Origin of the sequence: Methylobacterium sp. Leaf100 (genome assembly GCF_001422845.1) — a bacterium.
Taxonomy (GTDB): Bacteria; Pseudomonadota; Alphaproteobacteria; order Rhizobiales; family Beijerinckiaceae; genus Methylobacterium.
In genome coordinates this window covers 326,714-352,376 of sequence record NZ_LMMW01000012.1, presented here as the reverse complement: position 1 = coordinate 352,376, position 25,663 = coordinate 326,714, and the positions used below count along the sequence as shown (strand labels likewise).

Sequence of the window (25,663 nt, the reverse complement as noted above, 5' to 3'; positions counted from 1 at the left end):
TCCGTCCTCATTTGTCCCCGAACAGCAGGTGCCGGGTCGCTTCCGCCACGTTGTCCTGCCGCATCAGGCTCTCGCCGACGAGGACCGTACGCAGGCCGTTCTCCCCGAGCCGCACCACGTCGGCGTGATTCGAGATGCCGCTCTCGGCCACCGCGATGCGGTCTTCCGGCACGCCGTGGCCGAGGCGGATCGCCGTCTCGAACGAGACCTCGAAGGTCTTGAGGTTGCGGTTGTTGATGCCGATGAGCCGCGTGCCCAGCGGAATGGCGCGGGCGAGTTCGGCGTCGTCGTGGACCTCCACCAGCACGTCCATGCCGAGATCGTGCGCGGTCTCGACCAGGGCCTGCGCCTCGTCGTCGTCGAGGCAGGCCATGATGGCGAGGATGCAGTCGGCACCCCAGGCCCGCGCCTCGAACACCTGGTAGGGCTCGAACAGGAAGTCCTTGCGCAGGACCGGCAGGGCGCAAGCGTCGCGCGCCTGGGTGAGGTACTCCGGCTTGCCCTGGAACGAAGGCGTGTCGGTGAGCACCGAGAGGCAGGTGGCGCCGCCCGTCTCGTAGGCGTTCGCGATGGCGGCGGGGTCGAAATCGGCCCGGATCAGCCCCTTCGACGGCGAGGCCTTCTTCACCTCGGCGATGAGGGCCGGCCGCCCTTGCGCGATGTGCGCCGCGATGGCGGCGGCGAAACCGCGCGTCGGCTCCATGCCGGCGACGCGCTTCTCGAGCTTGGTCTGCGGCACCCGCAGCTTCGCCTCGGCGATCTCGCGGCGCTTGTAGGCCTCGATGCGGGCGAGCACGTCGCGGCGCCCGGGGGAGGCCGTCTCGTCGGTCGCGGGATCGGGCGTCGCGGGATCGGACATGGGGGCCGCCTTCAGGCGTTCGAGACGTGGACGAGGGCGGCCAGCGTCGCGCGGGCCGCTCCGGAATCGAGGGCGTCTTGCGCCCGCACGACGCCCTCGCGGAGGGTCGCGGCGGCACCCGCCACCACCAGGGCGGCGCCGGCATTGATCACGCCGATGTCGCGGTAGGCGTTGCTGGCGCCTTCCAGCACCCCGTGCAGGGCGGCGGCGTTGTGCTCCGGGTCGCCGCCGCGCAGGGCGTCGAGGGTGTGGAGGCTCAAGCCGACTTCGCGCGGGTCGAGGGTCGCGTGGGTGATGTGGCCCCCGTCCAGGGCGACCACGGCCGTGGGGCCCGTGACGGTGATCTCGTCGAGGCCGTCGGAGCCGTGCACGGTCCAGACCCGCTCGCTACCGAGCTCGGAGAGCACCCGGGTCAGGGGCTCGGCCCAGGCGGGGGACGAGACGCCGAAGAGCTGGAACTTGACCCCGGCCGGGTTGGCGAGCGGCCCGAGGAGGTTGAAGATCGTGCGGGTGGGGAGTTCGGCCCGCACGGGCGCCACGTGACGCATGGCGCCGTGGTGGGTCTGGGCGAACATGAAGCACAGGCCGGCCTCGGCGAGGCAGCGGGCGAGGCCGTCGGGATCGAGGCCGATGCGGACGCCCAAAGCCGCAAGCACGTCGGCGGCGCCCGAGCGCGAGGTGGCGGCGCGATTGCCGTGCTTGGCCACCGGCACGCCGCAGGCCGCCGTGACGATGGCCGCAAGGGTGGAGACGTTGTAACTCCCCGAATGATCCCCACCGGTGCCGACCACGTCGACGGCGCCCGGAACGGCGGCGACGGGCAGCATCCGCGCGCGCATGGCCTCGACGGCGCCGACGATCTCGTCCGCTGTCTCGCCGCGTACCTTGAGGGCGATGAGGAAGGCGCTGGCCTGGACCGGCGTCACCTCACCGGACAGGAGATCGTCGAAGGCGCGCCTCGCCTCGGCGCGGTCGAGGCTCGTGCCGGCGGCGACTTTCGCGAGGAGCGGCTTGAACGAATCCACCTGAACGAATCCACCGGCCGTCTGGAATGAGATCAATCAGTGCTGACCGATCGCTCAATGCACGCCGGGCCGGCCCTTGTCACGTGCCGCGTTCCAGGCCGCCGCGATGTCGAGGAAATTCCGCAGAATCTGCGACCCGTGATGCGACAGGATGCTCTCGGGGTGGAACTGCACCCCGTGCACCGGCAGGCGCGTGTGCTGCAGCCCCATGATCAGTCCGTCGGCTTCCGCCGTCACCGCCAGGGCCTCCGGGCAGTTCGTCCGCTCGACCACGAGGGAATGGTAGCGCGTTGCGTCGAACGGGCCGTTGAGCCCGCGGAAAATGCCGGACGCCCGGTGCTCGATGGACGAGACCTTGCCGTGCATGGGTGCCGGCGCCCGGACCACGTCGCCGCCGAAGGCCTGCCCGATGGCCTGGAGCCCGAGGCAGACGCCGAAGATTGGGATCTCGGCCGAGAGGTCCTTGACCACGTCGAGGCAGATGCCGGCCTCGTTGGGCGAGCACGGGCCCGGCGACAGCACCACGGCATCGGGGCCCCGTTCGCGGATCTCCGCCAGGGTGACCTGATCGTTGCGCACGACCTCGATGCACCCGCACAGGGGACCGATCAAGTGGACGAGGTTCCACGTGAACGAGTCGTAATTGTCGATGACGAGGACGTTGGACATCGTTCGCTCACTGGCCATGCACGGCGGTTTGACCGCGCAGGGCGGTCCGGTCAATCGCGGGGCCTACTGCCCCCGCCGCGCCTGGCTCGCATACATCACCGCGTCCTCCGCCGCGCGGAACAGGGCCTTGGCCTTGTTGACGCATTCCTGCTGCTCGGAGGCCGGGTCGGAATCGTAGACGATGCCGGCGCCGGCCTGCACGTGCATGCGGCCGTCCTTCACGATGGCCGTGCGCAGGACGATGCAGGTGTCCATCTCGCCGCGGGCGCCGAAATAGCCGATGCACCCGCCGTAGGGACCGCGCTTCTCGCGCTCCAGCTCGTCGATGATCTCCATGGCCCGCACCTTGGGCGCGCCCGAGACCGTGCCGGCCGGAAACCCCGCCGCCAGGGCGTCGAGGGTGTCGTGGCGCGGATCGAGGTCGCCCTCGACGTTGGAGACGATGTGCATCACCTGGCTATAGTATTCGAGGAAGAACGAGCCGGTGACGGTCACCGAGCCGATCTTGGCGACGCGGCCGACGTCGTTGCGGCCGAGATCGAGCAGCATGAGGTGCTCGGAGCGCTCCTTCGGGTCGGCGAGGAGCTCGGCCGCCAGGGCCTTGTCCTCGGCCGGCGTGCCGCCGCGCCGCCGGGTGCCGGCGATGGGCCGGATGGTGACGCGCGCGTCACGCACCCGCACGAGGATCTCGGGCGACGAGCACACAACCTGGAACGCCTCGAAGTCGAGGTAGCACAGGAACGGGGCCGGGTTCGTGCGCCGCAGGGAGCGGTAGAGCGCGATGGCCGGCAGGGTGAAGGGCGCCTCGAAGCGCTGCGACAGCACCACCTGGAACACGTCGCCGGCGACGATGTACTCCTTCGCCCGCGCCACCATGCCGAGATACTGGTCCGGCGTGGTGTTCGAGACGGGCTCGGGGGCCGCCATGGCGCGCGGGTCGCTGCGCGCCTCGATGGGGAGCGGGCCTTCCAGGGCCTCCGCCACCCGCTCGAGGCGGGCGAGGGCGGCCTCGTAGGCGGCGCGCGCGGGGATTCCGGGCTCCGGCCGCACGGGGCCGACCACGGTGATCACATCGCGCACGGAATCGAACACCACCATGACGCGGGGGCGTACCAGGATCGCGTCGGGCACGCCCAGCGGATCGGGGTTCGGCTCGCCCAGCTTTTCCATGGCGCGGACCATGTCGTAGCCGAGATAGCCGAACAACCCCGCCGCCATGGGGGGCAGGGCGTCGGCGTCCGGGTCGGGGTCGATGGCGCTCTCGGCGATGAGGGCGCGCAAGCTCGCGAGCGGGCTCGCCGCGTCCGGTACGAAGTCGGTCAGGCCTGGGTCGCGGGCAATCTCCGGCCGGCCGTCGCGGCAGCGCCAAGCCAGGTCGGGATCGAGCCCGATCATCGAGTAGCGGCCGCGAACGACCCCGCCTTCGACGGATTCGAGCAGGAAAGCCGCTCCCGAATGGCTGGCGCGCAGCTTCAGGAACGCGGCGACGGGGGTTTCGAGGTCGGCCAACAGGGTGAGGTTGAGGAGGGTCGGACGTCCCGCCTCGTAGGCCTGCACGAAGGCCGCGTCGTCCAATGCCTGTGTCATCGCCCGATCAATACTCACCGCCGCCGACGGCGCGGCGGAAGGCCGTCTGGTTGACGGTGATGCCCACCGATTTCTGCACCTCGGCGATGTACTCGCCGAGCACGTCGTCGGCGAGCGTCGACTGGAAGCGCTTGGCGATGGCCTCGTCGGCCGGGGCGCCGGGGACGTAGGCCGGCATGGTGGCGGCCGTGCCCTTGAACAGGGCCCGGCGCTCGCCGGCCTCCGCCGAGGCCGCCTTGCCGACGGCGGTTGCGAAGATGCGGTTCACCACGTCGGCGGTGAGGTCGCCCTGGGGCTGGTTACGGGCGATGTCGGACACGGTCTCGACGTTGAGGCCGGCGGCCTGCGCCACTGCCTCGACGGTCTCGCCCTTGTCGAGGCGGTCGGACAGCTCCTTGGCTTTGGCCGCGAGGAGGCGCGCGCTCTCGGCGGCGCGCCAGCGGGCCACGACCTCGTCGCGGACGCTGTCCAGGGGCTTGTCGTGGGCGCGATCGATATTGGTCACGTCGTACCAGACATAGCCGCCCGACTTCGTACGCAGGGGTTCGTTGTCGCCACCGATCTCTGAGCGGAACAAGGCCGCCACGGTGGTCTCGCGGTCGGGGATGCCGGCCACCGGATTGCCCTCCGCGTCGAGGCCCTGCGCGTTCAGGGCCGGCACGGCCACGAGGGGAAGACCGCGATCCTTGGCGATCTCGGGCAGCGACTTGGTGTTGGCGCGGGCATCCTCGATGGCGTCGTGGGCGGTCTCGATCCCGCTCGTCGCCCGCTCCAGCGCGATGGTCTTGGCTATCTCGGCCTGGACGTCGGCGAGCGGCTTCAGGGTCTCGGGCTCGATGGCGGTGACCCGGAGCAACACCGTGCCGAACCGGCCCTTCACGGGCTGGCTCACGGCGTCCTTGGGCAACGCGAACGCGGCGTCGGCCACGGGCTTGTCGAACAGCTCGGCCTTGGTGAGGGTGCCCAGCGTCAGATTCTTGGCGTCGGCGCCGCTCTCGGCGGCCACGGCCTCGAACGGCGCCTCGTTGGCCTCGATCTTCCGGCGCGCCACCTCCGCCGCCGCCTCGTCGGGGAACACGATCTGCTGGATCGTGCGGCGCTCGGGCGTGCCGTACTTCGCCTTGTCGGCCTCGTAGCGCTTTGCGACCTCTTCCGCACTCACGGTCTCGGCCTTGGCGATAGCTTGCGGATCGAGGACGAGGAGATTCACCGCGCGGGTCTCGGGCGCCCGGAACGCGAACTTGTTCTCCTCGTAGAAGGTCTTGATCGCGTCGTCCGTGGGCGCCGGGATCTCGCCGACGAGGGAGGGCGGCAGCATCATCAGCGCCACGGCGCGCCGCTCCGTGGTGTAGCGGTGCACGGCCTCGCGCAGGGCCGCCGGCACGTGAAGGTCGGAGGCCACGGCCTCGGCGAGCTGGAGACGGGCGGCGACGGAGCGCTGCTCGCGCACGAAGGTCGCCTCGTTGAGGCCGGCACGCTGCAGGGTCTGGAAGAACAGCGACGGATCGAACTTGCCGTCTGCGCCCTGGAAACTCTTCTCCTCGCGGATGGCGCGCAGGACCGCGGCATCGGGGATGCTGAGGCCGAGGGACGCCGTCTGCTGGTCGAGGGAGGCCTCGCTCACGAGCTGGGCCAGTACCTGACGGTCGAGGCCCAGCGCCCGGGCCTGATCCGGCGTCAGGGTGCGGCGGGTCTGGCTCTGGTAGCGCTGGAGCTGGTTCTGGTAGGCCGTGCGCACGGCCTCGGCCGAGATCGGCGTCTTGCCCACGGTCGCGACGGTGCTGGTGGAGCCGGCACGGAAGAACTCCTCGACGCCGAAGATCGCCACACCGGCGATGAGGAAGACGAACACCACGGAGAGGATGATCTTGCCGAGCCAGTGCTGGCTCGCCTTGCGCATGTTCGTCAGCATCGAAGCGTCCGGGTTCTTGTCTTCGGGAACGGGCGGCGGCGAGACCGGCCCCATTCTGTAAGGTCGCCCGCGATAGACCATCCGCGCGCCATCGCAAAGACCGGCGCGCAAAGACCGCCGCTCTCGCGCTTCCGCCGGTTTGCGCCTGGCCCGGCTGATCTGGTAGGGCCGGCGCGAAGCTGGACGGGTCGAGACGCGGAGCGAAGATTCCATGACGAAGGCGGGGCGCAGGCCACTGGTCGCGGGCAACTGGAAGATGAACGGCCTGCGCGGCTCCGTCGCCGTGGTCGAGGCCGTTCGCAACGGTCTGAGTCCGGATCTGCTCTGCGAGGTCGACGTCCTGATCTGTCCACCCTCGACCCTGATCTCCTCCTGCGTCGCGGCGGTCTACGGTTCGCCCATCGCCATCGGCGGCCAGAATCTCCACGCCAAGGCGAGCGGCGCCTTCACGGGCAGCATCTCGGCCGAAATGCTCGCCGATCTCGGCGCCTCCTACGTCATCGTCGGCCATTCCGAGCGCCGGGCCTATCACCACGAGACCGACGACGGCGTCCACGCCAAGGCTTTGGGCGCGCGCCGCGCCGGCCTGTGCGGCATCATCTGCGTCGGCGAGACCCAGGACGAGCGCGAGGAGGGCCGCACCCTCGACATCGTGCGGGCGCAGCTCGCCATCGGCGTGCCGAAGGGCGCTACGGGCGCCGACACGGTCATCGCCTACGAGCCGGTCTGGGCCATCGGCACCGGCCTGACCCCGACGCCGTCCGACATCGCCGAGGTGCACGCGTCCCTGCGCGAGATGCTCGGACAGCTCATCGGCCCGGAGGCCGCGAAGGTCCGCATCCTATACGGTGGCTCGGTCAAACCCGGAAACGCCCGCGAACTCATGGCGGTCGAGAACGTCGACGGCGCACTCGTCGGCGGTGCGAGCCTGGTGGCGAACGACTTCCTGGGGATCGTCGGCGCTTACGCCCGCTGACCCGGCGGCCCATTGGCGTTCCGGCGCGGGTTGGTGTAACAGCCGGCTCAAATCACCGGCCGGCGCGGGGTGCGTGCGTCGCGCCCGATCCCTCCCGCGTGCGCCCCCGGCGGTGCCGCCCCTGGATAACCGATGCAGACCGTCCTCATCTCGATCCACCTCATCGTCGTGCTCGGCCTCATCGCCGTGGTGCTGCTCCAGCGCTCGGAGGGCGGCCTCGGGCTCGGCGGCGGCAGTAGCGGCGGTGGCGTCTCGGGCTTCATGACCGGGCGCGGACAGGCCAATGCCCTGACCCGGGCCACGGCGATCCTGGCGGCGCTGTTCTTTGCCACGAGCATGACCCTCGGCGTGCTGTCGCATCGCAGCGCCGCCCCACGCTCGATCCTCGACGGCGCCGGCACCACGACGCCCGCCGGCCAGCCGAATGCCGGAAATCTCCTCGATACCCTGCGGCAGCAGCAGGGCGGCACGCCGCCGGCGGCTCCGGGCGCCGCCGCGCCGGCTCCGAGCGCCGCCCCTGCGCCGGTCGCGCCGACAGCGCCTGTCGCCCCCGAGGCGCCGCAGTCGCGCTGATCGCAGTCGACGGATACCCGCCGCTTTTCACGCCCGCCCGACGTTTCGCTGCTGGGTCGGCACCGGCCCATCCGGGCTGGAAACCCGAACCGACGCCCCCCGAACGGACGACATTCCGTGCATGCCCGGCTTGCGCGGGGGATAAGCGTTATTGTGGTTTGGCGAATCGTCCACCCTTGTTTATGAACCGAGGCCCATGACGCGGTACGTTTTCATCACCGGCGGCGTGGTCTCCTCGCTCGGCAAGGGTCTCGCATCGGCCGCCCTCGCGGCTCTGCTCCAGGCGCGCGGCCATACGGTCCGCCTGCGCAAGCTCGACCCCTACCTCAACGTCGATCCGGGCACCATGAGCCCGACGCAGCACGGCGAGGTGTTCGTCACCGACGACGGCGCCGAGACCGACCTCGATCTCGGCCATTACGAGCGCTTCACCGGTCTGCCGGCGACGCGGGCCGACAACATCACCACGGGCCGGATCTACCTCGACATCATCACCAAGGAGCGGCGCGGCGACTATCTCGGCGCCACCATCCAGGTGATCCCGCACGTCACCAACGCCATCAAGGCGTTCGTGCTCGAGGGCAACGAGGCGTTCGACTTCGTCCTCGTCGAGATCGGCGGCACGGTGGGCGACATCGAGGGCCTGCCGTTCTTCGAGGCGATCCGCCAGCTCGGCCAGGAACTGCCGCGCGGCGCCACGGCCTTCGTCCACCTCACCCTGCTGCCCTACATCCCGTCCGCCGGCGAGCTGAAGACCAAGCCGACCCAGCACTCGGTGAAGGAGCTGCGCTCCATCGGCATCCAGCCCGACATGCTGCTGTGCCGCTGCGACCGGCCGATTCCCGTGGACGAGCGCCGCAAGCTCGCCCTGTTCTGCAACGTGCGCGAGACCGCCGTCATCGAGGCGCGCGACGTCGCCTCCATCTACGACGTGCCGCTGTCCTACCGCGAAGCCGGACTCGACCGCGAGGTGCTGGCGCATTTCGGGATCACACCAAAGGGCGAGCCGGACCTGACCAAGTGGCAGACCATCTCCGAGCGCGTGCGCAACCCCGAGGGCGAGGTCTCCATCGCCATCGTGGGCAAGTACACGGGTCTCAAGGACGCCTACAAGTCGCTCACCGAGGCCCTGACCCATGGCGGCATCGCCCACCGGGTGAAGGTCAACCTCGAATGGATCGAGGCCGAGGTGTTCGAGCGCGAGGACCCCGCGCCGTTCCTCGAAGGCATCAACGGCATCCTCGTACCCGGCGGCTTCGGCCAGCGCGGCGCGGAGGGAAAGATCCGGGCGGCGCGTTACGCCCGGGAGCGGAAGATTCCGTATTTCGGCATCTGCTTCGGCATGCAGATGGCGGTGATCGAGGCGGCTCGGTCGCTGGCCGACGTGCCGGACGCGAACTCGACGGAGTTTGGCGAGACCACGGAGCCCGTGGTCGGCCTCCTCACGGAATGGCTGCGCGGCAACGAACTGGAGCAGCGCGCGGCCGCTGGCGACCTCGGCGGCACCATGCGGCTCGGCGCCTACGACGCGACGCTCCACGCCGACACGAAGATCGCCGAGATCTACGGCACCACGGCCATCTCCGAGCGTCACCGCCATCGCTACGAGGTCAACATGGCCTATCGCGAGCGCCTGGAGGCCCGGGGTCTGCGCTTCTCCGGCCTGTCGCCCGACGGGCTGCTGCCGGAGACCGTGGAGCATGTCGGCCACCCGTGGTTCATCGGCGTGCAGTTCCACCCGGAGCTGAAATCCCGACCGTTCGAGCCGCATCCGCTGTTCCAGAGCTTCGTCGGCGCCGCCATCGTGCAGAGCCGGCTGGTCTGAGCCGGGACGACGCGCCGCGCCGGGAAACGTTTCCGCGCGGCGCATGAGCGCTTCCTTATCCTCCCCGGCATGCCTAACTCTGGTGCCGACAGGACTCGGGTCGCTCGCGCCCCGTGTCGTCGCGACCGGGCCAGGAGGGGGCGTGACCGAGATCCTGTTCTACCACCTGCAGCACCAGCCCCTGGAGCGGGTGCTGCCGAGCCTCGTCGAGCGCTCCTTGGAGCGGCAATGGCGCGCGGCGATCCAGGTCGCGACGGAAGAGCGGCTCCAGGCCCTCGACGACGGCCTCTGGACCTACACCGACGACAGCTTCCTGCCCCATGGCACCGACCGCGACCCGGATCATGCGGGCCATCCCGTCGTGCTGACCCTGAAGGGCGCCAACCCCAACGGTGCTGCCATCCGCTTCCTCGTCGAGGGGGCAGCCTTGCCGGAGGATGCCGACGATTACGCCCGTATCTGCGTGCTGTTCGACGGCACCGACCAGGACGCGCTCCTGCGCGCCCGCGAACAGTGGAAGGAGGCGAAGGCCGCCGGCCACGCCATCGCCTACTGGCAGCAGGACGAAGACGGCCGCTGGCAGAAGAAAGCCTGATGCGCGCTCCCCGAGGACAGACCATGCAACGCTTCGCCCTCGGCTTCGCGGCCGTGCTGCTCCTGACAAATCCCCTCGCCGCCCAGCCCTCGCCCCACGGCGAGCGACCGGCTCAGGAAGCCCGCAAGTCCCCCGAGGCGCGGGGGCCGGAGGGGCGCAAGCTCCCGGCCGACGCGGTCACCGAGCACAGCGTCGCCCTGCCGGACGGGCGTACGCTGGCGTTCACCGCCCGGGCCGGCAGTCTTCCCCTGGTGGACGAGGCCGGTAAGCTCCAGGCCGAGATCGCCTTCATCGCCTACTCGATGCCGGGCAGGACGGGCGCTCCGCGCCCCGTCACCTTCGCCCTCAACGGCGGACCGGGGGCGGCCTCGGCCTACCTCAACATCGGGGCCATCGGGCCCTGGCGCCTGCCCGTCGAGGGCGCGAGCATCAGCCCGTCGGCGCCCATCGGCCTGGTGCCCAACGACGGGACCTGGCTCGACTTCACCGACCTGGTCTTCATCGATCCCGTCGGTACCGGGTACAGCCGCGCGGCGGACGGCGACGGCAAGAAGTACTGGAGCGTCGACGCCGATGCCTCGATCCTGTCCTCGGCCATCGCCCGCTGGCTGCGCACCAACGAACGCATGGCCGCGCCGAAGTTCTTCGTCGGCGAGAGCTATGGCGGGTTCCGGGGGCCGCTCATCGCGGCCAAGCTCCAAGAGGAGATCGGCGTCGGCCTGTCCGGCCTCGTCCTGCTTTCACCCGTCCTCGATTTCGCCTGGCTCCAGACCCCCCGCACCACGCCGTGGGGGCATATGCTGAAGCTGCCGTCCTTCGCCGCCGCCGCCATCGAGCGGGCGGGCGGGACGCCGACCCGCGCGACCCTGGCCGAGGCCGAGGCCTACGCCACCGGCCCCTACCTCGCCGACCTTCTGAAAGGACCGTCGGATGCGGCCGCCGTCGCACGCCTCGGCGACCGGGTCGGGGCCCTGGCCGGGCTCGATCCGGCCTTCGTGCGGCGTCAGGCCGGGCGGCTCTCGTTGAGCGGTGTCCAGCGCGAGATCGGTCGCGACACCGGACGTGTCGCCAGCGCCTACGACACCGGCGTCACAGGCTGGGACCCGGACCCGTCGGCCCTGTCCTCGGGCTTCGAGGACCCGCTGCTCACCGCCATCCAGGCACCGCTCACGAGCGCGATGATCGCCCTCTACGCGGAGCGCTTGAACTGGAAGGTGCCGGATCTGCGCTACGAACTCCTCAACGGCGCGGTCAACCGGAGTTGGACCTGGGGAAGTAGACGCATGGCGCCCGAAGCCCTCGGTGCCCTGCGCGGCGCCCTCGCCCTCGACGGCAACTTGCGGGTGCTGGTCGCCCATGGCTTCACCGATCTGGTGACGCCCTACTTCGCCTCGAAGCTGTTGATCGACCAGATGCCGGCCTTCGGCGGCGGGCGCTTGAGCCTCTCCGTGTACCCCGGCGGACACATGTTCTATTCCCGTCCGGATTCCCGCGCCGCCTTCCACAAGGACGCCGCCGCGCTGTTCGAAGAGGCGCTCAAGGCACGCGGCACGGTGGTGGAGCCGCAAAAGCCCACGCAGAAGGATAAATTGTGATCCCACGCCCCGCCCATCGGTTGTCGCCCCTCGGGCTCCTCGTCCTCGCCGGCTGGGGGCTTTCCGCCTGTACAAGCACGGAGACGCGGGCGCCCGAGCCGGTGCCGGTGGCGACGCCCGCCCCGAGGCCCGCTCCAGCCCCGACTTTCTCGGGGCCGGTGCTGAACGGGGACGGAAGTTGTTCCGGTCCGGTTCCCACCGGGGCGACCGCCATCGAACCCGGCATCGGCGAATGCGATCTCGTGCGCCTGAAGGGCAAACCGCCCACCGACGTCCTCGTCGGAGAGGGCCGCTCGGGCCGCGAGGTGCAGGTGCTCTATACGGAGCCCGGCGCCAAGGAACTGTACTTCTTCGTCAACAACCGCCTCGACCGGATCGTGAAGTAGCGCATCGCCTCAGTAGCTCGGCACCAGCCGTTCCTCCGGCATCGGCGCTTCGAGATGGAAGCGCAGGCCCGCCGGGTTGTAGTCGATGGCCACGAGGGCATTGCATTGCTGGGCCAGCACCCGCTGCAGCAGGGTCGAGCCGAAGCCCTTGCGCTCCGGCACGGAAACGGGCGGGCCGCCGGATTCCGTCCAATCGAGGTTGAGCGTCCGGCCGCTCTCCGTCTGTGCCACCGACCACGTCACGGTGATCCGGCCGCCCGGCTGCGACAGGGCGCCGTGCTTCGCCGCGTTGGTGGTCAACTCGTGGAACGCCATCCCGGCCGGAACCGCGAGGTCGGCGGCGAGCTCGATGGCCGGTCCGTCGAGGGCGATGCGTCCGCCATCCGCCGCGTTGTAATGGCCGAGTTCGTTCTGCAGCAGCTCGTGCAGGGGCGCCGTCTGCCAGTAATCCTCCGTCAGCAGGGTGTGGGTCTTGCCGAGGGAGACGATGCGGTCCGAGAACGAGCTGTAGAACGCCTCGATGGTCTTCGTGCTGCGCGCCGTCGCCCCGAGCAGGCCCTGCACCGTCGCAAGGGTGTTCTTCACGCGGTGATGCAGTTCGCGAATCAGTAGCGCCTGACGCTCGTGGGTCTTCTGACGTTCCAAGAGATGCGCCTCGACTTCCCATTGCCGACGCCGCGCGCGCAGCGCCGAGCGCACGGCGCTGGCCAAGACGGCGGGGTGGAACGGGCGCTCGAGGACGGTGACGTTGCCGAGGAGGCTGGTCAGCCGTTCGTCGGGCGTCGCCCCGCGGTGATTCAGGAGCACGAAGGGGAAGTCCGACCAGGGCGGCTGGAGCTCGACCCAACCGGCGATGTCCCGGCGATCGGACTTGAGAAGCGCTTCCTCGGTGACCACCGCGCAGGCCGCGCCGTCGAGACCGGCGACGAGATCCTCGAGGCTGGTCTCGATCCGCGATGGAATCCCGACCTGGCGTAGGATCGCGGCGGCCACGGCTCCGTCCCGACCGACGGGCGCCAGGATAAGGACGTTGGCGTCACGGCTTGGCATGGCTGGCGCCGGCCTGGGTCTCGGAGGTGCGAGTCGGCTTGCCCGTTTCCCGGTCGTCGAGAAGATCGCGGCGGTCGCCCTCGTAGGTCGGCACGCCGGTGAGAACGCCGCGGAAGCCCGTCAGCGCTTCGCCCACGCGCAGGCCCTGGGTGTCGATCCGGAATTCCCGGATCGTGTCCTCGTGCATGCCAGTGCGCTTCTTCAGCACCGAGAGGGCGCGGCGTACCCGGCCGGAGGCCTCGAAGAACCGCAGCATCACCACCGCGTCGCTGACGTAGGTGAGGTCGACGGGTGAATCCATTCGCCCGACCATGCCGTGCTGGGCAAGGATCAGGATGGTCACCACGCCCTGCTGGTTCAGGTAGGTCACGAGCTCGTGCATCTGAAGAACGAGGGCGGGCTGGCCCGTCATAGCGCTCATGTAGCCGGTGAGACTGTCGATGACGACGATCCGGCTGCCGTCGTTCTCGACGGCGTCGCGGATACGGCCGGCGAAATCACCCGGCGAAACATCGGCCGGATCGATCTGCTCGACGCGCAGGAGCCCATCCGCGACGAAACTGCTGAGATCCATGCCGACACCGGCGGCACGCCGCAGAAGAATGCCGATGGTCTCGTCGAAGGACAGGATGAGCGCACGCTCCTTCCGTCGGAGGGCGGCGGCGAGATAGCTGAGCGCGAGGGTCGATTTGCCGGCGCCCGAGGGGCCGATCACCAGGGTCGTAGTGCCCCGGTCGAGGCCGCCACCGAGCGCCCGGTCGAGTTCGGGCACGTCGCTGGAGACGGTCTCCTCCGGAAAGGTCGTGTGATGCCCGGCGGCCACGAGGCGGGGGTAGGCGCGCAGGCCACCCTTCCGGATGGTGAAGTCGTGATAACCGCCGTGATACTTCGTGCCGCGCATCTTGATGACATGCAGGCGACGGCGCCCGGCGCCGTAATCCGGCGTCACCTGCTCCAGGCGGATCACCGCATGGCTGATGGAGTGGAGATTGAGGTCGTTCTCCTCCGCGCTGAGGTCGTCGAGCATCAGCACGGTGGCGTTGTTGAGAAGAAAGTAGCTCTTGAGCGCCAGCACCTGGCGCCGGTAGCGCAGGGACCCCTGGGAGAGCAGGCGGATTTCCGACAGGCTGTCGAACACCACCCTGGACGGATTGACCCGCTCGATCTCCGCCAGGGCCATCCGCACAGTCTCGCCGAGTTCGAGGTCGGAGGAATGAACGAGACTCTGCTGCAGCTTCGCGTCGAGGCTGAGTTCGGGTGGGACGAGCTCGTAGATGTCGATGCCGTCGAGGCTCCAGCCGTGGCGTTCGGCCACCGACAGGAGTTCGCGCCGGCTCTCCGAGAGGGTGATGTAGAGCGCACGCTCACCGAGCTTCACGCCGTCCATGAGGAACTGCAGGCCGAGGGTGGTCTTGCCGCTGCCCGGGCGCCCTTCGATGAGGTGGGCCCGCTGGGCCGCATAGCCGCCGTTGAGAATGTGATCGAGCCCCGGTACCCCCGTGGGGATCGGCATGGCGTCGGCGGTGGCGGGGGTGGTCATTCGGCGACTCTGTTCATCGGGGCCTTGTCATCAAGGCCTTGGGCACCCTAGGGCCGAGCCGGCGAAGCGTCTTCGACCGACGGGCAAAAGATACGCCATTCTCTCGTTCCCGGCGCCGTTGAACGGGTGGGAGCGGGCGGGGTTCCACCCGGACCTGCGTGGCATAGAGCTTCCCCGCGTCCCGACCGGACCGCCGACGCTTCACCGCAGCATTCTTGCGGATCAGTCAAGCCTTTGCAGAAGGCCCCCGGCACCGTATCACCACCGGCCTTGACCGCATGGAGCGGTCCGTCCGGGTCGGTCACGCCCGCGAAGCCCTTTCGAGCCGACGGAACCCGGACTGTCCGATGCGCGAACCGAACGCGATCGATTTCTGGCGCGGGCTCGCCCTCGTCACGATCTTCGTCAACCATATCCCCGGCAACACCTTCGAGCGCTATACCTATTCGCAGTACGGCATCTCGGACGCGGCCGAGCTGTTCGTGTTCCTCGCCGGCTGGTCCATCGGCATCGCCACGCGGGGACGGGACGGACGCCCCGAACCGCGCCTGAAATCCGTGCTGCGACTCCTGTCGCGGACCATCGAGGTCTATCGGGCGCAGATCACCACCATGGCCCTCGCCCTGGCGATGATCGCCGGCACCGCCCTGGTTCTCGACAATCCGCTTCTCCTCGAATGGCACAATGCCGGCGGGTTCTTCGCCGATCCGATCCAAACCATGGTCGGCTTCGCGCTGCTGACCCATCAGCTCGGCTTCTTCAACATCCTGCCGCTCTACGTGGTGCTCCTCGGCATCGCGCCGATCTTCGTGCTGCTGGCCCGTGTCAGCCGCGTCGCCGCGCTGGCCCTGTCGTTCGGGCTCTACTTCGCGAGCCTGGTGTTCGACTTGAATCTGCCGTCCTGGCCGGGGGAGGGCGACTGGTTCTTCGATCCCCTGTGCTGGCAGCTTCTCCTCGTCCTCGGGTTCGTCGCCGAGGACTGGAACCGGCGCTCCCCGTGGCTGCGGACCTGGTCCGTCCGTCTCGTGCCCCTCGGCATCGCCATCGTGCTGACGGGCATCGTCCTGTCGGTCCTCGAGATCCGGCCCGATCCCCTGCTGGTGCCGGAGCCGCGCCTGCTCTTCACCTTCGACAAGACCTACCTGACCCCCGCCCGGCTGATCCACTTCCTCGGGATGCTGCTCGCGTTCCAGACCCTCTACGCCGTGCTGGCACCACGCCTCGGCCCGGTGGCGGGCTACCTCGCCGGCCTCGGCCGCAACTCCCTCGCCGTGTTCTCCATCGGATCGCTCCTGAGTCTGGCCGCGCAACTCGTCCGCTTCTGGACGGGTGGCGGTGTCTTCGTTGACGTTTCCGTCGTAGGATCGGGCCTGATCGCACTGGGTTTCACCGCATGGTTCGTCGAATGGCGCTCCCGCAAGCCGCGGCCCTCCTCGCCGCCAGCCTGACGCTCGCCGTCGGCCTGACACTTGCCGCAACCTGCCGCCCCGTCCGCGCCGAGCCGTCGGCGCCCGCGCCCGCGCCCGCGCCCGCCGCCGCCGCGGGCCCGGCCACCGTGGTCTCGCCGCCGAAGACCATGGTGATGACCGCGCCGGGGCCGGACGGCGCCGAGGCCCTCGACGTCACCCTGTCGCCGGAATGCCGGGTGCCCGGCTCGAAGCTGTACACCCTAGCGCGTCTCGGCGCGGTGAAGCTCGCCCTGACGGAGAAGCGGCCGGTGCGGGTGCTCACCGTGGGCTCGTCGTCGGCCGGCCCCGGCGCGTCGGCGACTTACCCGGTGAAGCTGGAGACCGCCCTGGAGCGCTCCCTGCCCGATGTCGACGTGGTGGTGGAGAGCCGGGGCATGCAGGGCGAGATCGCGTCCGGCGCCGCCGAGCGCTTGCGCAACATGGTGGCCGAGATCGAGCCCGACCTCGTGATCTGGCAGGTCGGCACCCACGACGCCCTCGCGCGGGTGGACGCGGAGGATTTCGCCAACGCCCTCGACGAGACCGTGCAGTGGATCAAAGGCCACGAGATCGACGTGGTGCTGGTCACCCCGGTCTATACGGCGAGCCTCGCGGCGGACGAGTATTACAACAGCCTGGTGCGCAAGGTTCAGGAGGTGGCAGTCCGCGAGGGCGTGCCCCTGGTGCAGCGCTACGAGGCGATGCGCTACCTGTCGGGCCAGGGCCAGAAGGGGGAGGGGCACCTGCTCGGTTCCCAGTTCCGCCTCAACGACCTCGGCCTGCGCTGCATGGCCGAACACGTCACCCGCGCCATCACCCTGTCGCTTCTCCAGGCCGATACCGTCGTCACCGGAACCACGAAGACGCCCACGGCCGTGATCGTCCCGCCGCGCGATGCGGCGGTCAAGGCGGCGTCCCCACCGCCGTCCATCCTCGTCGCCCCCGGCGATTGATGCCGAGAGCGCTCTCCGCCGAAGTGGATGTCGGTTCGACGGAAAAGAGCGCGGCAAAATTAAAGGTTTCGCGATACGTCCCGACCCAACGTGGTCGGACGCGGCTCTAGCCGACGCGCCGATTCCGGGTCGTCGCACTTAACCCCCTCGCAAGGCCGGTGCGCTAGACCCGATCGTCGGGCCAGGGACGCACGAATGGGCATGGCGACGGATCGCATCGGCGCATCGGTTTGGGGCACCCTCGCGGCGCGTCTGCGCGGAGCCCGCTCCGGGCCGGCCCGGGCCGCCCTCGACGTGTTTGCCATCCGCATCGCTTCGGCCGGCTTCGCCTACGTCGCGCAGGTTCTCATGGCCCGCCTCATGGGCGGCACCGAGTACGGCATCTTCGCGGCCGTCTGGGTCTGGATCGGCATCCTCGGCCATTCGGCGACCCTCGGCCTGTCGCAGGGGGCTTGCCGCTTCCTGCCGGCGGACCAAGCCGTGGGCCGCGACGACGCGGTGCGGGGCTTCCTCTTCGGCGGCGCCGTGGTCACGCTGCTGGCCGCCGGCCTGCTGGCGGGCGCCGGGCTCCTCGTCCTCCGGGCGGAGGGAACGCTGCTCGCCGGCCCCTACGGTGCGCCGATCCTGCTCGCCGCCGCCATCCTCCCCCTGTTCGCCCTGCAGGATTTCTGCGAGGGCGTCGCCCGCAGTCAGAATTGGGCGGTGCTCGCCATCGCGCCGCCCTACCTCCTGCGCCAGGGGCTCATCATGGCGGCGATGGTGGGGGCGGTGTGGTCCGGCGCTCCGGCCGAGGCCTGGGTCGCCGTCGCCTGCACCCTCCTGGCTACGGCGCTCGCGGCGTCCCTCCAGGCTATCTGTCTCATCCGCCGCCTGCGTGCCGTCCATCCGCCCGGGCCGCGCGCCTATCGCTGGCGCCCCTGGCTGCGTGCCTGCCTGCCCATCGCCCTGACGGATCTCGCCAGCGCCGGGTTCAACGTCGTCGACGTGGTGATCCTCAGCGCCCTGATGCCGCCCGCCACCGTGGGCCTGTACTTTGCCGCCACCCGCATCCAGCAATTCGTCGCCTTCGTGCATTTCGCCGCCTCCGCCGCCACGGCGCAGCGCTTCACCGCCGCCCATGCGGCCGGGGACCGGGGCGGCCTCGCCGCCCTGGTGCGGATGCAGGGCGCCCTGACCCTGGCGGCGACGCTTCTCGTCGGGGCCGGCGTGCTGGCGGCCGCGCCCCTGCTCCTCGGTCTGTTCGGCCCCGAATTCCGCGACAGCCTGCCGATCCTCGCGGTTCTGGTGGCGGGCAGCGTCGCCGCGAGCGTCTTCGGGCCGGGCGAGGACCTTCTGACCATGCTGGGCGGCGAGGGCGTCTGCGCGGCCGTCACCCTGGCGATGCTGTGTCTCGCCGCCGGTTTGTGCTGGGTGCTGGTGCCGCCCTACGGCGTCATCGGCGCCGCGATCGCCATGGCGGTCGCCACCACCGTGCGGGGCCTCGCCATGGCGATCGCCGCCCACGCGATCCACGGCCTCGCCACGCCGGTCCGGCTCGGCTCCTTTCGGACACGAGACCGATGATCGCTCCGACCCGCCGGATATCCGGACCCGATCCGACCTTCGCCGTCGTCGCTCTCACCGACCTCTCCCGGCACGGGGCCGCCTGGGACGGCCTCTTCGCGCGGGCCATCGATCCGCACCCGCATTACAGCCGCCACGTTCTGGAGGCGCACCGCAGTGCCGGCCTCGTGTCGGACGATCTGCGGATCGTCACGGTGCGGTCCGGCGACCGCCTCGACGCCGTTCTGCCGTTCCGGCTCACCTACGACCTGTGCGGCCTCGGCCGTCCCGTCGCCCGTCCGTTCCTGTCGCCGTTCGTCACCGCGACCCTGCCCCTCGTCGCCGACGGACCGGAGCTGTCGGCGACCCTCGCTTCCCTCGTGGCGGGCCTGCGCGCCGCATCCGGCGGGCGGCCCTGGCGCTGGCCGCTGCTCGCCACCGGGACCCACCTCGGACGGGCACTCTCCGCCGCCTTGAACGCGGCGGGCTGGGCGCTCGGCGAGGTCGACGCCTTCCCGCGGCCGGTGCTCGATCGGCGCGCCAGTCTCGCTGCCTTCGAGGCCGACCATCCCAACCGGGCGCGTCTCAAGGATCTGCGCCGGCGCCGGCGCAGGCTGTCGGAGGGGGGTGCCCTGACCCTGGAGACCGCCACCGCAGGTGAACCCCTGCGCGCGGCCGTAGCGGCTTTCCTGGCCCTGGAACAGGCCGGATGGAAGGGCGCCGCCGGAAGCGCCTTGGCATGCCGCACCTCGCATGCCGCCTTCGCGCGGGCGCTCTTTTCCGATGCGGGCGGGCCTGTCGGCGCGCGGGCGGATCTCCTCATGCGCGACGGGCGCCCCCTCGCCATCAGCCTCGCGCTCGTTGCCGGCGGGACCGCCTGCCTGCTGAAGACCACCTACGACGAAGCCGAGCGGGCCGGGGCGCCGGGCCTCGTGCTCGAAGCCGAGATCGTGCGCGCGCTTCAAGAGACCGGCTTCGCCGAGCGCCTGGACTCCGCGACCCTCGCTGGCTCGGCTCTGGAAAGCCTCTACCCGGATCGCGAGACCGTCGCGGAGATCATCGCTGCCCCCGAGGGCGTGCGCGGGCTCGTGTCCGTCGAGCGGCGGGTTCGTCTCGCCCGGTTCGAGCACGCCGCCCGGGCGCAAGCGAAGCGACGTCTCGCCGAGAGCGCGTTGGCTCAGAGGTTGATGGGCAGGGGCTGACGCCCCACATCGTGCCTCGCGACTGGCCCACATCGGTTCGCCAGACAGGAAGCGCCGTATGTTTCGCCCGACCCTCGCCCTCACCGGAGCCTTGTTCCTCGCCATGACCACAGCGTCTTCCGCCGCCGAGACCGTGACCCTGCCCTCCGGGCTCCAGTACCGCGACGAGGTCGTCGGCACCGGACCCGAGCCGAAGGCCGGCCAGAAGGTCAGCGTCCACTACACGGGCTGGCTCGACGACAACGGCAAGCCGGGCAAGAAATTCGATTCCTCGCGGGATCGCGGCACGCCCTTCACCTTCACGCTCGGCGCCGGTCAGGTCATCGCCGGCTGGGATACGGGCGTCGCCACCATGAAGACCGGCGGCAAGCGCACCCTCATCATCCCGTCCGACCAGGGTTACGGCGCACGCGGTGCCGGTGGCCTGATCCCGCCCAACGCCACCCTGATCTTCGATGTTGAGCTTCTCGGCGCCAAGTAGGCCGAACACTTCAAGCTGGCTCAACACGCGAAAGGCCGGATCGGGTTGCCCCGATCCGGCCTTTCTTCGTTTCGCAAACCCGATCGGGCTGCGCCTCACTCGCCCGAGAGGGCGGCCTTGGTGCGGGACCACCAGCCGGCGCGCTTGGGCCGGTCGGGATCGAACGGCGTCAGGACCACGGCGACGGGCTCGGGCGTGGGAGCCGCAACCGCAGGCTCCGCGCTCGGCTCGACCTCGGCGGACGCTGGCGCCCGGGAAGCCTGCTCGTCGACCTGCGCTGCGGCCGGCTCGGGCGCCGAGGCGACGGGCAGATCCTCGGCGACAGGCAGATCCTGTCCAACCGGCAGATCCTGGCTGACGGGGTCGGCGCTCGCCTGCGTCGCCGCGATGACGGCTTCCGCGCTCACCGGCTCCTCGCCGCCCGCGAAGGCCGTGGGGGCATCGGCCACGGTCTCGGACTCCGAGGCCTCGGCGTCCGTGTCCGTCGACTCGCTCGCAGTGTCGCGCGAACGGCTGTCCCGATCGCGCCCCCGGCCACCGCGACGGCCCCGGCGACGGCGACGGCCGGAGCCGTCATCCTCGCCCGTGGTGACGATCTCGGTCGAGCCGTTGACCTCGGAGCCCGTCTCCTCGGCCTGGGGCGTCGATCCGGCCTCATCGGACTCGTCTTCTTCGGACTCCGACCGGCCTTCGTCCTCGCCGCCCACCTGAGCGCCGCTATCCTGACGTCCACCACGACGGCGCCGACGCCGGCGACGGCCGCCGCGGCCTTCGCCGCCTTCGTTGGTTCCCTCGCGGGCCTCCTCGGTGTCGGACGCCTGAGATTCGGTCTCCGCTTCGGCCTCGGCGGTCTCGACCACCTCGTCCTCGAACTCCTCGTCGTCCTCCGTCTCCATCGCCGGGTTGATGGCGATGGCGCGGACGCCCGTGATGGCGCCCTCGGCGCGTACGGCCGGCTCGCCGCGGTCGAGCTGGAACGCCGCCGTGGTGGCGAGGCGCTCGTCGGCCGCGATGGTCACGGTCACGCCGAAGCGCACCTCCAGCTCGTGCAGGTGGCCGCGCTTCTGGTTGAGGATGTAGAGCGCGGCTTCCGTGCGGGTGCGCAGCACGAGGTTGTGCGTGGCACTCTTGAGGAGCGATTCCTCAATGGCGCGCAGGATCTGCAGGGCCACCGACGCCGTGGCGCGCACGAAGCCGGAGCCGCCGCAATGGACGCACGGGAGCGAGGAACTCTCGAGCATGCCGGTGCGGATGCGCTGACGGCTCATCTCGAGCAGGCCGAAGGGCGAGATGCGGCCGACTTGGATGCGGGCGCGGTCGTTCTTCAGGCACTCGTTGAGCTTCTTCTCGACCGCGCGGTTGTTGCGCTTCTCCTCCATGTCGATGAAGTCGATGACGACGAGGCCGGCGAGATCGCGCAGGCGCAGCTGGCGGGCGACCTCCTCGGCCGCCTCCAGGTTGGTGCGGAGCGCCGTGTCCTCGATGTCGTGCTCGCGGGTCGAGCGGCCCGAGTTCACGTCGATGGAGACGAGGGCCTCCGTCGGATTGATGACGAGGTAGCCGCCGGACTTCAGGGTGACGTGGGTCGAGAACATCGCGTCGAGCTGCTGCTCGACCCCGTGGCGCGCGAAGATCGGCGTCGGGTCGCGGTAGGGCTGCACCACCTTCGACTGGCCGGGCATCAGCATGCGCATGAAGTCGCGCGCCTCGCGGTAGGCCGCGTCGCCCGCCACCAGAATGTCGTCGATGTCCTTGTTGTAGAGGTCGCGGATGGCGCGCTTGATGAGCGAGCCTTCCTCGTAGACGAGGGCCGGGGCCGAGGAGGACAGCGTCAGCTCGCGCACGCTCTCCCACAGGCGCATGAGGTATTCGAAATCTCGCTTGATCTCCGGCTTGGTGCGGGACGCGCCGGCCGTGCGCAGGATGACGCCCATGCCCTCGGGCACCTCCAGATCCTGCGCGACCTCCTTGAGGCGCTTGCGATCGGCGGCCGAGGTGATCTTACGCGAGATGCCGCCACCGCGGCCGGTGTTGGGCATCAGCACCGAGTAGCGGCCGGCGAGCGACAGGTAGGTGGTGAGCGCCGCGCCCTTGGTGCCGCGCTCTTCCTTGACGACCTGCACCAGGATGATCTGGCGGCGCTTGATCACCTCCTGGATCTTGTAGTGGCGGCGATAGGTGCGCGGGCGCTCGGGGATCTCGGCCAGGGCGTCGCCGTTGCCGCCGACCTGGGCGATCTTGGGCTCGCGCTCGCCGTCCTCGCCCTCGTGGTCCTCGTCGTCGTCCTCGTCCGAATCGTCGTCTTCGTCGGAATCCTCCTCCGAATCGTCGTCTTCGTCCTCGTCCTCCTCATCGGACTCGTCCTCGTCGGATTCATCCTCGGAGGTCTCGGCTGGGGCCGCGACGGGTTCGGCGGACCCGCCCATGGGCGCGGCTTCGAGGGCGATCTCGGCGGCCGGCTCGACATGAGGCGCCGAGGCGACGTGCGCCTCGGCGGTGATGTGCGGCTCGGGAGCCGCTCCAGTCGCCTGAGTCTCGGTTGCGGAAGCGTCCGTCGCGGGTGCCTCGTCGGCATTCGCCTGGGCAACGGCTTCCTCCGTGGATTCCACGGCGTGCTCGGCCTGAGCCAGCTCGGCGGACGCATCGCTGCCCGTCTCGGCCGAATGCGCCGCCGTGTCGTCGAACCCGGACACGGTCTGCTCACCGACGTTCACGGCCGAGACGTCCGTCTCGGCGGCGTCGGCCGACGGATCCGCGACGCTCACGGTCTCGGCGGTCTTGGCCGAGGCGGCCTCGGCGCGGCGGCCGCGCGAGCGGCGGCGGGGCTTGCGCTCCTCACGCTCGCGATGCTCCTCGGCGTCGCGCGCCTCGTCCTCGAGCAGGGCCTGCCGGTCGGCGAGCGGGATCTGGTAGTAGTCGGGGTGGATTTCGCTGAAGGCGAGAAAGCCGTGGCGGTTGCCGCCGTACTCGATGAAGGCCGCCTGGAGCGAAGGCTCCACCCGCGTCACCTTGGCGAGGTAGATGTTGCCCCGAAGCTGGCGCCGGTTGGCGGCTTCGAAGTCGAACTCCTCGACCCTAGACCCGTGGACCGTGACGACCCGGGTCTCCTCCGGGTGCATCGCATCGATGAGCATCTTGTTGTTGTTGGCCATGACGAACTTTCGACAGGGCGGCCGACGTCGTTCTCCTCGAACCGAGCGGCTCCCGTGGCGTGCCGCCCCGTCCCGGCCCATCGGGCCGGACGGTCAACGCGCGCGACGATCCGAAAACGCGGATCGCGGGAACTGTGGGGAAGGGATTGCCGTCAACCGCCTTTGGGCGCCGGTGATCGGCGCGCGTGGGGTTGATCCTGGTCAGGGCCGACGGGACTGCGGCGCCACGCGAAACGCGCATGCGTCGAACACGAGCAACGGCAACCGATGCTGTGTGTCCTCCCATCCTCTCCCTGACCTCGCGAAGACTCTTGGGCCGGATACCGCCGGCCACGGATTTCGAAGAATGGCCGCGAGCCGAGCGGCCGCAGCTTGAACCGTCACCTGCCCGGCTCTTTGGAGCACCGGCGAGCATGGCGCGGGAACCGACGGCGAAGACGCCCGAGCGATCACTCGAAACGTCCGCGGGCCGCGGAGCATACCGCACGGCACCGGGAAGGGTACAGTTTCATTACAGATCGCCGCAGGGATTTGGCAAGATGGAAACGCCGCACGTCCCGCGATAAGTCCCTTCCACGACGGGGCAATGGCGACCCTGACGCCCGTCTAGCCCCGGGGTCGCGTGCCCCCGGCCGGCGAGGGTTTTTCCATCGACCGTCTTCACCGGTCCAGCGCCCGGCCCGATGCAGCGTCAGGGAAGGGAACGCAGCGATGGATGGCGACGCGACGTTCCGCCTTGCGACCGATCAGGGCCGCGCTCGCCGCGCCGCCGAAGCGCTGTTCGCGTCGGTGAGGCGCGAGCTCGTGCCGATCATGGCCCGCGCGGGTGTCGCGCGCTGGCCACAACCCCATGCCAACCGACGGCGTGGCACAAGGAACAGTTAACCATCCCGGCCGTATCGCTTAACCGGACGCCATCAGGAACCGGAACGCCGGACCCATGTTCGCATCCCACCGCCTGCTTCGGTCGATCGTCCTCGCGGCGAGCCTCGCGCTGACCGCCAGTCCCTCCGCGCGGGCCCAGGACGGCGACAAGTCCGTCCGCGCGTCGGCGGCGGTCGCCATCGCGGCGGACCTGTCGAGCGGCGGTCCCGGCATCACCAAACTCACCCTGACCCTTTCGAAGGCCATCGAGGCCCGCGCCTTCGTGATGGAGCGGCCCGACCGCGCCGTGATCGATCTGGCGGAGGTCAACTTTCAGCTCGGCACGGAGACCGGGCGCAAGCGCGAGGGTGTGGTCGCCTCGTTCCGCTACGGCCTGTTCGCACCCGGACGCTCGCGCATCGTCGTCGACCTCGCCCAGCCCGCCACCGTCGGAAAGATCGAGACGGTGACCCGCGCCCGCGACGGGGCCGTGCTCCTGACCGTGGAGTTCCAGCGCAGCGACCGCGAAGGCTTCAAGCGCGCTGCGGTGGCGAGCGATCCGGCACCCCAGGCGCGCAAGGCCGTGGCTCCGCCCGAGGCGACGGATGCCCGCCCGCTCATCATGGTCGATGCGGGCCACGGCGGCACCGATCCCGGCGCCATCGCGGCCACGGGCGTGTTCGAGAAGGACATCGTGTTCGGCTTCGCGCAGGCCCTCGTCGCCCGCCTCGAATCGGGCGGACGCTACCGGGTGCGGATGACCCGCGACCGCGACGTGTTCGTGCCGCTCTCCGAGCGGGTGCGCATCGCCCGCGACGCGAAGGCCGACCTGTTCGTCTCGATCCACGCCGATTCGATCCAGTCCGCCCCGCAGGTGCGGGGTGCGACCATCTACACCGGCTCGGAGAAGGCCACGGACGCCGAATCGGCCCGCCTCGCCGAGCGCGAGAACAAGGCCGACGCCGCCGCCGGCACGGAGTCGAACGAGGGGCCGGGGCACGTCGCCGACATCCTCCAGGAACTCACCCTGCGCGAGACCCGCACCTTCTCGTCGGGCTTCGCCAAAGGCCTGATGGCCCAGCTCGGCCCCGTCATGGAGATGAGCCCCAAGCCCCACCGCGAGGCCGGCTTCATGGTCCTGCGCTCGCCCGACGTGCCGTCCGTGCTGGTGGAGCTCGGCTACCTGTCGAGCAAGCGCGACCTCGATCTCCTCCAGTCGGAGGCCTGGCGCGCCGACGTCACCGGCGGAATGGCCAAGGCCATCGACGCATTCTTCGGCAACCGGACCTCCCTGACCCGGCCGAACCCGCCCCGGCGTTCGGCGGCAATCGCCCCAGTTTCACCATAGAATGAGAGTGAAACCGGGGCTCACGGCGCCCCGGTCCAACCGACGTCGCGACTTCGACGGGAACGGCCGCGCGGGTAGCCC

20 protein-coding genes are annotated in these 25,663 nt (G+C 70.2%); 12 read left to right on the top strand and 8 right to left on the bottom strand.

Annotated features, from left to right (window positions below; all coding sequences use genetic code 11):
• Positions 1-7: 7 nt before the first annotated feature.
• From trpC to ASF25_RS09615, 5 genes are all read right to left on the bottom strand, one after another.
• The gene (trpC, locus tag ASF25_RS09635; RefSeq protein ID WP_056304457.1) at positions 8-859 is read right to left on the bottom strand and encodes an indole-3-glycerol phosphate synthase TrpC; all 852 of its coding nucleotides are present in this window, start codon (positions 857-859) and stop codon (positions 8-10) included.
• An 11-nt stretch (positions 860-870) separates the two neighbouring features.
• On the bottom strand, positions 871-1,884 hold the full coding sequence (gene trpD / locus ASF25_RS09630) for an anthranilate phosphoribosyltransferase (protein WP_056304456.1): 1,014 nt from the start codon (positions 1,882-1,884) through the stop codon (positions 871-873).
• Positions 1,885-1,938: 54 nt separating this feature from the next.
• Positions 1,939-2,553 (bottom strand): aminodeoxychorismate/anthranilate synthase component II, encoded by a 615-nt coding sequence (locus ASF25_RS09625; RefSeq protein WP_056304455.1) that lies wholly within the window; start codon positions 2,551-2,553, stop codon positions 1,939-1,941.
• Between the two features lie 63 nt (positions 2,554-2,616).
• Entirely contained in the window at positions 2,617-4,140 is a 1,524-nt protein-coding gene (trpE, locus tag ASF25_RS09620; RefSeq protein ID WP_056304454.1) for an anthranilate synthase component I, read from the bottom strand.
• Between the two features lie 7 nt (positions 4,141-4,147).
• Entirely contained in the window at positions 4,148-6,052 is a 1,905-nt protein-coding gene (locus ASF25_RS09615; RefSeq protein ID WP_056304590.1) for a SurA N-terminal domain-containing protein, read from the bottom strand.
• Positions 6,053-6,263: 211 nt separating this feature from the next.
• Here ASF25_RS09615 and tpiA point away from each other — a divergent pair, with 211 nt between their 5' ends.
• The 6 genes from tpiA (at position 6,264) to ASF25_RS09585 (ending at position 12,002) form a co-directional block, all read left to right on the top strand.
• Complete coding sequence (tpiA, locus tag ASF25_RS09610) at positions 6,264-7,028, top strand: triose-phosphate isomerase (RefSeq protein ID WP_056169966.1); 765 nt, start codon at positions 6,264-6,266, stop codon at positions 7,026-7,028.
• Between the two features lie 132 nt (positions 7,029-7,160).
• Complete coding sequence (secG, locus tag ASF25_RS09605; protein ID WP_056169963.1) at positions 7,161-7,601, top strand: preprotein translocase subunit SecG; 441 nt, start codon at positions 7,161-7,163, stop codon at positions 7,599-7,601.
• Positions 7,602-7,797: 196 nt separating this feature from the next.
• Positions 7,798-9,426: a CTP synthase gene (locus ASF25_RS09600; protein ID WP_056260577.1), complete on the top strand. Its 1,629-nt coding sequence runs from the start codon at positions 7,798-7,800 to the stop codon at positions 9,424-9,426.
• Between the two features lie 142 nt (positions 9,427-9,568).
• The gene (locus ASF25_RS09595; protein ID WP_056169957.1) at positions 9,569-10,021 is read left to right on the top strand and encodes a DNA polymerase III subunit chi; all 453 of its coding nucleotides are present in this window, start codon (positions 9,569-9,571) and stop codon (positions 10,019-10,021) included.
• A 23-nt stretch (positions 10,022-10,044) separates the two neighbouring features.
• On the top strand, positions 10,045-11,616 hold the full coding sequence (locus ASF25_RS09590) for a peptidase S10 (protein WP_056304453.1): 1,572 nt from the start codon (positions 10,045-10,047) through the stop codon (positions 11,614-11,616).
• Complete coding sequence (locus ASF25_RS09585) at positions 11,613-12,002, top strand: hypothetical protein (RefSeq protein ID WP_244472961.1); 390 nt, start codon at positions 11,613-11,615, stop codon at positions 12,000-12,002. Before ASF25_RS09590 ends, ASF25_RS09585 begins: the two co-directional genes overlap by 4 nt.
• Before the next feature lie 9 nt (positions 12,003-12,011).
• On the opposite strand, the gene ASF25_RS09580 is transcribed toward ASF25_RS09585, so the two are convergent.
• Together ASF25_RS09580 and ASF25_RS09575 are read right to left on the bottom strand one after the other, a co-directional pair.
• On the bottom strand, positions 12,012-13,052 hold the full coding sequence (locus ASF25_RS09580) for a sensor histidine kinase (protein ID WP_056304452.1): 1,041 nt from the start codon (positions 13,050-13,052) through the stop codon (positions 12,012-12,014).
• Positions 13,039-14,592 carry an ATPase domain-containing protein gene (locus ASF25_RS09575; protein ID WP_056304451.1) on the bottom strand — a complete coding sequence of 518 codons (1,554 nt, stop codon included), beginning with the start codon at positions 14,590-14,592 and terminating at the stop codon, positions 13,039-13,041. Before ASF25_RS09575 ends, ASF25_RS09580 begins: the two co-directional genes overlap by 14 nt.
• A gap of 347 nt (positions 14,593-14,939) precedes the next feature.
• Between ASF25_RS09575 and ASF25_RS09570 the strand changes: the two genes are divergently transcribed.
• From ASF25_RS09570 to ASF25_RS09550, 5 genes are all read left to right on the top strand, one after another.
• Positions 14,940-16,040, top strand: coding sequence for an OpgC domain-containing protein (locus ASF25_RS09570; protein ID WP_056169944.1), 1,101 nt, complete (start codon positions 14,940-14,942; stop codon positions 16,038-16,040).
• Positions 16,041-16,168: 128 nt separating this feature from the next.
• Positions 16,169-16,993 (top strand): GDSL-type esterase/lipase family protein, encoded by an 825-nt coding sequence (locus ASF25_RS09565; RefSeq protein ID WP_244472981.1) that lies wholly within the window; start codon positions 16,169-16,171, stop codon positions 16,991-16,993.
• A 201-nt stretch (positions 16,994-17,194) separates the two neighbouring features.
• Positions 17,195-18,556 carry a lipopolysaccharide biosynthesis protein gene (locus tag ASF25_RS09560; protein WP_056304588.1) on the top strand — a complete coding sequence of 454 codons (1,362 nt, stop codon included), beginning with the start codon at positions 17,195-17,197 and terminating at the stop codon, positions 18,554-18,556.
• On the top strand, positions 18,553-19,737 hold the full coding sequence (locus tag ASF25_RS09555) for a GNAT family N-acetyltransferase (RefSeq protein ID WP_056304449.1): 1,185 nt from the start codon (positions 18,553-18,555) through the stop codon (positions 19,735-19,737). The genes ASF25_RS09560 and ASF25_RS09555 overlap by 4 nt, the downstream gene beginning before the upstream one ends.
• 58 nt (positions 19,738-19,795) lie before the next feature.
• Positions 19,796-20,218, top strand: coding sequence for an FKBP-type peptidyl-prolyl cis-trans isomerase (locus ASF25_RS09550; protein WP_056169934.1), 423 nt, complete (start codon positions 19,796-19,798; stop codon positions 20,216-20,218).
• A gap of 95 nt (positions 20,219-20,313) precedes the next feature.
• On the opposite strand, the gene ASF25_RS09545 is transcribed toward ASF25_RS09550, so the two are convergent.
• The gene (locus tag ASF25_RS09545) at positions 20,314-23,370 is read right to left on the bottom strand and encodes a ribonuclease E/G (RefSeq protein ID WP_056304448.1); all 3,057 of its coding nucleotides are present in this window, start codon (positions 23,368-23,370) and stop codon (positions 20,314-20,316) included.
• Between the two features lie 940 nt (positions 23,371-24,310).
• On the opposite strand from ASF25_RS09545, the gene ASF25_RS09540 reads away from it, so the two are divergent.
• On the top strand, positions 24,311-25,582 hold the full coding sequence (locus tag ASF25_RS09540; RefSeq protein ID WP_056260565.1) for an N-acetylmuramoyl-L-alanine amidase: 1,272 nt from the start codon (positions 24,311-24,313) through the stop codon (positions 25,580-25,582).
• Positions 25,583-25,663: the final 81 nt, after the last annotated feature.